The organism is Paenibacillus sinensis, assembly GCF_019904155.1.
In the GTDB taxonomy this organism is placed as follows: domain Bacteria; phylum Bacillota; class Bacilli; order Paenibacillales; family Paenibacillaceae; genus Paenibacillus_AQ; species Paenibacillus_AQ sinensis.
In genome coordinates this window covers 20,934-27,895 of the sequence record NZ_JAHCMB010000038.1, presented here as the reverse complement: position 1 = coordinate 27,895, position 6,962 = coordinate 20,934, and the positions used below count along the sequence as shown (strand labels likewise).

Sequence of the window (6,962 nt, the reverse complement as noted above, 5' to 3'; positions counted from 1 at the left end):
TTACGTTGAACCCACAAGTAAGAATCTACAATTGATCTTGTCAAGTAACAATGAACATGAAATTTCTATATGAAGCTGTATGCTAGAGCTTCAAGTAACTTGCACGAAGCGACTAAATGGGAAATGAGCGAAGAATCCGGTAGAAAAAGCTTCAGAACCGTGCACCGGGTCTGTCAAGATTTTTGTGTAAACTCATTTCATGCAATCCCCCCTCGGGGGGATTTTGCGATTCTAGCGTATGTGGTTACCGATGCGTTTGGGAAAGAATACCGAGAGCTGAAGGAGGATTTGTCCCAATTCTGCACACGGCCTGTCCATTTGCGAGTGACATCCATCGTGGCCAGGTAGAGCATTTTCAGTAAGGCTTCATCGGTCGGGAAGATGCTCTTGCCTTTGGTCACTTTCCGAAGCTGCCGATGGTAACTCTCAATCATGTTCGTCCTATAGATCAGTTGGAGGATCTCTGGTGGGTATTTGAAAAGGGGTCAAGGTATCTTCTCAGTTGTTATACCAAGACAGGACAATAAACAGAGGTGCCCCAGACATATAAATGATTAGGAGAACGATTGTATCAGTATAAAGAGTGATTGTGAACAAATTGAGATTATTGAAATAATTGCTGGAAATACGAACAAACGCTCTTGATTTTCTCCGAATTTCGAGTTATTATGAAAATATAACCAAGGGCGAAGCTGTGTCCCGAGGAAAAATCTTCTTGTAAAGTCGAAATATCCCCTGAAAAGGGGCTATTTTTATTTTGGAAGCTGACAGCATGCGCATACCACTGAAAAAGAAGAAATTTAGTCCAACTTGAGTCTAAAACACGCAGCTAAACTAAATGTACATAGCCACCAGAACAAAGGAGTGAGCAAATGAAAAAGATAGGATTGATGTTGATGAGCGCGACGCTGCTGCTTGGAACAGTCGGTACGGCGCTGGCGGCAGGAAAGGTTGATGTGTCGGTAAAGGTCAATAGCAAGGCGGTTCAATTTCTGGATGCGAAGCCTTATTATGAGGATAATCGGGTGCTGATCCCGATTCGCTTTGTTTCTGAGGCGCTGGGAGCAGAAGTTGGTTACAGCACAGACCGCATTGTTACGATTAAGCTGAGCGATAAGAAGGTAACGATGAAGATCAACAGTACAACTGTTTCGGTTGATTCGGTCATCAAGACTCTGGAAGTACCGGCGCGGCTTGAACAAAATCGAACATATGTCCCGCTGCGATTTGTCAGTGAGGCTCTCGGCGCAACGGTCGGATGGAACCAGCAGCAACATCTGGTGACAATTACAACCGGCTCGGCGGCGAGTTCAACGCCAATAGCTTCAGCTACTCCGACCGCCACACCGACAGCGAACAGCAATAATATGTACAAGGTTGGGTTTGAGTGGCCGCGAGAGACGGAGCTTGGAAAGGAACTCTTCCTCGATAATATGAAGGTTATCAACGGCAAATTGACGTTCACCTTGCCGATAAACGCGAATGGAAGTAAGTGGGCTGCAGATGGTTCATCTGTTAATCTTACTCCAGGCAAGAGTTATTCATTCACCCTCGGAAAAGGCGCAGGATTCTTATCGATCTCAAAGCCTGAATCGAAGGGGGATCAGTGGGAAGGCTACTACATTAGGCTTGATACAAGTGGAAATAAGGATTTAAAAGAGTTATTTGGAAAAATCACAGATGATGCAGTAGTCCTCAACGAAAACGGTGCAGGATCGCCATTATCTGAAGTAAAAGAAATGGCAAAAAAATTAAAATAATTCAGATTTTTGAAGCCTGCTCCTCATTATCGGGGGCAGGCTTTTTTTATCTAAAGGGTGTAAAGCAAAATAAGCAGAAAGGAGAAAAAAACACTATGAGGAGGATCAGGATAGGGAGGATATTGTTAACTATCGCAGTCACTATGATGTTGTTTTCATCCAGTGTATCGGCGGCAACTGCTACACCGATGCTAAACAATTACGTAAAATGGGACTATGGGAAGGAGTCCAGAGACGGATTTAATGGGTACATCCCCGCTTTGGACGAGCGTGTATTAAATAATCCGTGGCAACTTACGCAGTGGGCCGGAATGTTCACTTTTGCTGATGGGCAAACAAGAACGGTTTCCAACTATGATGTGTTTAACGTCAAAAAAACAGCCGAAGATGAGAATTTTAGCAAAGAGAACGGGTTTGGTCTAGTGTATAAAAGCCGAGCTGCGTTAGGCGATCTGTTTGACGCAATTTGGTCAGGGCAGACTATTTCTTCCAAGCAACGACAGTATTTTAAGGATCAGTTTGCTCAAAACGCTGATGATCCGATTTTCAGTAACGGACATGATTACTACTATCGAGTACAACAAGAATATGAATTTTTACGCACTGCTGGTATCGTCCAACGCATGGGCATCAAGTTTAATAAAACCCAAAAGGTAGATGCAAATACCTTTCGCGCTCTGTACACGGTTTCGTCATGGCCTGAACTGAAGGTAACCAACGGGAACACACTGACCGTTAATTACAGCGGATATGGCTATACAGATCGCGACATTCGGATTATTGCGGCTCCGAAGGGAGCTTTCCCCAACCTCGGCAATGTGGTGAGTCTAACTGGTGGGCAGTACATCCATGTGAGTGGTGACAAGGAGAAGGCAACCGGCACGGTGAAGATTAACGCCAAGCAGATTGCCGATGTGCTGGGTAAAGACGTGGACATTATCATGGACGATGGATATGGACGGACAGCGATCCAAAGCGTCACCCTACACGTCGACCAGCCCATGGACTACGTACCGACCAAGCTCTCTCTGACGGAGAGCGGCCAATTGTGGATGCAGTTTAGGTACAATGGCGATGACATCATTCCTTCGGATTTTATCTCCGCCAAGGGCATGCCTAACACGGTTTCCGTCAAAATCGGAGGGGCCATGACGGCAAACTATACGCTGGGTTCCCGGTATACAGCGTTCCCCCAAACCTTGAAAAATGGGGATACGTTTAGCGCATATCTAGGCAAAATTTCACCCGGAACGAAGCCGGGCAAATACTACATCAAAGCAACGGCAACAGTAAACAATCCGAACCATCCCGAGCGGGCAGACGAGTATCCGTCAGCAGCCTATCAGAATAACGAGATCATGGGCGAATGGATGGTAGAAGTCGCAGGGGCAGAGAATGATCTGATAGCACAGTCGATTACCGTATCTCCGTCTTCACTTAAAACCGGCCAGAAGGGAACCATTACTGCAAAAGTCAAGAACGTAGGCAAGGAGTCCGTAAAGGATGTTCGGATTCGCTTTTACAATGACAACACTCAAATCTATGAGACGAAGCGGACACTTCCAGCTAATCAGCCAATCACAGTCGGAGGCTTTCTATGGCAGGGAAGCGAAGGAATTCATAACCTGTCTGTTCACGTTGATCCGCTAGAGGAGTCACCAGACAAGGATCGCAGCAACAACGTTGCAACAACCGGCTGTAATATAAACCCGGCATCAGCAGCCGAAACAGATGTGTCCGAGTGCAATGCTTCTACTGCTACTGGCTCTTGGGATGCCACATACTGGGTAATTACCGGTTATCCAACCGTAACCTATACGGGAAGCTATACCACGCCTGATGGTGTGACTCATACTTACACGGACTCCTATACGGATTACAACAACCCAAATTGGGGGACACGCACCGTCACGTATAATGAGAACCTGAATGTGAGCCTGCAAGTTAATACGAAGCAGGGTATCCCTACAGACAAGGCAAATCCCAAGGAATCGGACCGGGAGAGCCGGGGGAGCTGGGCCATTATTCCGTATGCAGCAGAGAAGGGGTTGAATCCCAACGAAGTGACCCGAGCAGGCTATGGCATTGAAGTTAAGGCAACGACGAATTATTCAACCGACTGGGAGACTAAGATTCCGAGCGGTCTTGATGGGACACCTTCTGCATTTGGCGGCAGCTACAGCGGGCCTACTGAGGTATGGGCATACTTTTGGGATACCAAGGGTGATTATGTAACGAAGCGTAAGCTGGAGAAGACCAGTGGAGACAACCTTCATGCCACTTGGGAATTGCCGTTGGAGTCGTATCGCTTCTCTACAGGGGAAGTCATCTATGAGCGGAAGCACTATACGGAAGTTAGTACGCCGGATGGGGAGTACACCGTAAAGGTCTTCGCGAAGTATGCGGGGAAGAATGGACTGCATGCTTGTGCTACGAAGAAGGTTACGATCTACGGCAGCATGTACGAGGATTGGCAGATTCGGAGGGATACTGGGAGATAATTGCGATGGGACGTTACATGTATATTTACATGTATATTTACATGTATAGTTGCATGTATAAATGATTCTTCGTATAATAAAGATATAAGAAGGGACGGTTGCACCCGTCCCCTGCAACAGCCGCTTTTAAGGGCGGTGGCTCGTTAACGGTGAGTTAGGCTCCCTGGTCGTCAACTCCAAGGGGGCCTACTTCTTTTTCAAGTAGGTAAGCAAAGCGAGGATAAACATCCCGAACATTAACATTAGCGTTAATGCGTCTTTAACTTCCATGGCACCACCTCCTTTCGGATTAGTGGAACCATGCCGCCCTTGCAAGCCAATCTGCTGCGTCTAATATTATACCATGATCTGCTAGGAGCAGTCTCTTCGGAGGCTGCTTTTTTTACGTCATAAAGTAGTAGTGCAAATTATGAAAGGAGGGGACGGATGGAACGATGGTGGATTGACATGCCGTTGTTATTGATCCTTTCGTGGGCCACTTACACGGACCTGAAGGAACGCGTAATTCCGAATCGCTTGGTGCTAATCGGACTTGGTTACATGCTGCTTGCGAGACTGTTCATTGCCGATCAAGGGTATTGGCAGTATGCGCTGGGAGCTGTAGCTGCTTCGAGCTTAATGTATCTGGCAGCTTTAATTAAACCGGGTTCAATAGGTGGTGGGGACATTAAGTTGCTGGCGGTTGTTGGTGCAGCAATTGGATTGAGGGATTCGTTGATTTTTCTTTGGCTGTTGCTGGGGATAGCCGGTGCATTTGCTGTGATCGGGTTGCTGATCTGGAGGAACAAGAAGCTGAAAATACCGATGGCTCCGTTTTTTCTTGCAGCAAATCTTGTGTGTTTGACGGTTCTTCAGACCAGTGGAGTTACACTGGTTATGGCTGTATAAACCGGTTGATCAGAAATAGTAAGCTACAAACGGCTCTTGCCCTTCCCAGGCGAGGGCCTTTTTTTCTTTCAGACAAGAAGTGAAGGGAGGTAAGAGGCTTGATGAGTAGAGAAGCCATTCTGGATGCGCTGCTATCAGCAACCGCCGCGAATGAAAACATGATGTGGATGCTGGCTGCAATCCGTATGGCAAAGCGTCCCGTCCAGAAAGAGCAGCTAAAAGATGTTACCAATGCGTTGTATAAGCAAATTAATCCGGCAGCAGAGGAAATGCCGATCCGTTCACGTCATCTGCTGGATGAAGCCGCCGCTATGTTGGAGGGAGCTTCACTTGTAAATGTGGCAGAGGTTGCGAAATCCAAGCGCTACACATTATCCCCTTTGGGGATAGAATTATTGAATCACAGACAGCACCGGCTGATGCAGGAGCAAAATAAAAGGAAGGAAGCGGGCGGACAATGAACATCAGTTTGAAGTATGGATTCTTCGGCTTGGGAATGGGGGGAACTTCTATCGCGCATGCGTGCGCAGGAGTAAGGCTGTCTGCCAAACATACGCAACGACCCTATACGGCGCTTTTGATTAACAGCAATGAGATCGATCTTCTCAAGCTGCCGGACTATCCGAATGTAAAGAAAATTACGCTGCAAGGATATGAACGTGGAGTAGGCCGTGATATCCAACTTGGACAAGAAGCTTTCACTGTACACAAGACGGCCATTGCCGAAACCATTCAAAGTTATTTCAGTGACCGGGATTATGTTTTCATCTGCTGTGGCTTGGGTGGCGGTACAGGGACGGGAGCTGTTATCGAGGCGATCCGTCTGCTGCATACGACGGGCTTTGCGGGGCGGTTTGGCTTGCTACTTACCTTACCGCGCAGAAACGAGGGTCGGACGGTATTGGACAATGCCTTGCAGCGTCTTCAGGTCATTAAGAGAGCGATGCAGGGACTTGGAGCTATTGTTGTTGTAGACAATGAGAAGCTGTTCCAAACTGGGCTGAATCAGAATCAGAGTGTAGAAGATTTCATGAGGACGTGTAATCGCCATGTGGCTCGGTTGCTCCATGATCTGAACACGGTCACCGCCAGCTATAAGCCATATGGCAGCTATCATTTTGATGCTTCGGAATGGCTGAACTTGTTGAAAACAGGGGGCTGCTTGCACATTGGCAAATGCGTTTTACCAGCACAGTCGGTTGATCCGGCTTCTCCGGTGACGTACATGGAAGCTATCAAGCAGAGCGTGCTGAACGGGGAGCTGTCAGCAGGTTACGACCTTCAGGATGCAACCAGTAGCGCTGTCAGTATTGTGGCCGACAACGCGGCAGCGAAGCGGCTGTTCACTCACACCTTTGTCGAACAGATTCAATCGTTCTTACACAACAGCACCCCGATTCTGGATGAGAATCCGGTCGCGACCTATGTTGGAGATCAACCGGGACAAGTGACGATCTACACGGTATTTGCTGGACTCAACTTTCCGGAGGGTGTGACCAAGCTGACAGATGAACTCGCGGAGCTGGAGCGAAGGGTTGAGGAACGCAACCGGAAGACGGACACTATAGCGGAAGCATTGGCCGGATTCAAGTCTCAAGTGAAGAAAGAAGCCGTCGATCTGGAAACACTGCTCTCGGAGGAAGAGCCGGCCCCAGCCCCCAATAATTCGATAGTAAATGATCCCTTCGCCTTCCTTAATGATCTGGAATGAAACGGAAGCGATACGCTTCGCATGGTGTGCGGCGCAATAATTAAATGTTGAAAATTAACTTTTATATCAAGTGCAGCAACTAAAAGATGTTCCTAAAATTCA

Annotated in this window: 6 protein-coding genes and 1 pseudogene; 5 read left to right on the top strand and 2 right to left on the bottom strand. The window is 47.5% G+C overall.

All coding sequences use genetic code 11. The annotated features are described in order from the left end of the window. Window positions 1-231 precede the first annotated feature (231 nt). Window positions 232-479, bottom strand: a pseudogene (locus KIH86_RS04010) (transposase); the annotation flags it as partial. A 393-nt stretch (window positions 480-872) separates the two neighbouring features. Here KIH86_RS04010 and KIH86_RS04005 point away from each other — a divergent pair. Further along, window positions 873-1,760 (top strand): copper amine oxidase N-terminal domain-containing protein, encoded by an 888-nt coding sequence (locus KIH86_RS04005; RefSeq protein ID WP_223083950.1) that lies wholly within the window; start codon window positions 873-875, stop codon window positions 1,758-1,760. A gap of 623 nt (window positions 1,761-2,383) precedes the next feature. Continuing rightward, window positions 2,384-4,261, top strand: a complete 1,878-nt coding sequence (locus KIH86_RS04000) for a CARDB domain-containing protein (protein WP_223083949.1) — start codon at window positions 2,384-2,386, stop codon at window positions 4,259-4,261. A gap of 186 nt (window positions 4,262-4,447) precedes the next feature. Here KIH86_RS04000 and KIH86_RS29795 read toward each other — a convergent pair whose 3' ends face one another. After that, window positions 4,448-4,531: a putative holin-like toxin gene (locus tag KIH86_RS29795; protein ID WP_223084030.1), complete on the bottom strand. Its 84-nt coding sequence runs from the start codon at window positions 4,529-4,531 to the stop codon at window positions 4,448-4,450. Window positions 4,532-4,687: 156 nt separating this feature from the next. On the opposite strand from KIH86_RS29795, the gene KIH86_RS03990 reads away from it, so the two are divergent. The 3 genes from KIH86_RS03990 (at window position 4,688) to KIH86_RS03980 (ending at window position 6,860) form a co-directional block, all read left to right on the top strand. Continuing rightward, window positions 4,688-5,149 carry a prepilin peptidase gene (locus KIH86_RS03990; protein WP_223083948.1) on the top strand — a complete coding sequence of 154 codons (462 nt, stop codon included), beginning with the start codon at window positions 4,688-4,690 and terminating at the stop codon, window positions 5,147-5,149. A 101-nt stretch (window positions 5,150-5,250) separates the two neighbouring features. Next, on the top strand, window positions 5,251-5,610 hold the full coding sequence (locus tag KIH86_RS03985) for a hypothetical protein (protein WP_223110313.1): 360 nt from the start codon (window positions 5,251-5,253) through the stop codon (window positions 5,608-5,610). Then, complete coding sequence (locus KIH86_RS03980; protein WP_223083946.1) at window positions 5,607-6,860, top strand: FtsZ/tubulin family protein; 1,254 nt, start codon at window positions 5,607-5,609, stop codon at window positions 6,858-6,860. The genes KIH86_RS03985 and KIH86_RS03980 overlap by 4 nt, the downstream gene beginning before the upstream one ends. Window positions 6,861-6,962 lie beyond the last annotated feature (102 nt).

Bases quoted from the DNA above. Each gene is read 5' to 3' on its own strand.
- KIH86_RS04005 (WP_223083950.1), top strand. From the start codon at position 873: ATGAAAAAGATAGGATTGATGTTGATGAGCGCGACGCTGCTGCTTGGA.
- KIH86_RS04000 (WP_223083949.1), top strand. From the start codon at position 2,384: ATGGGCATCAAGTTTAATAAAACCCAAAAGGTAGATGCAAATACCTTT.
- KIH86_RS03985 (WP_223110313.1), top strand. From the start codon at position 5,251: ATGAGTAGAGAAGCCATTCTGGATGCGCTGCTATCAGCAACCGCCGCG.
- KIH86_RS03990 (WP_223083948.1), top strand. From the start codon at position 4,688: ATGGAACGATGGTGGATTGACATGCCGTTGTTATTGATCCTTTCGTGG.
- KIH86_RS29795 (WP_223084030.1), bottom strand. From the start codon at position 4,531: ATGGAAGTTAAAGACGCATTAACGCTAATGTTAATGTTCGGGATGTTT.
- KIH86_RS03980 (WP_223083946.1), top strand. From the start codon at position 5,607: ATGAACATCAGTTTGAAGTATGGATTCTTCGGCTTGGGAATGGGGGGA.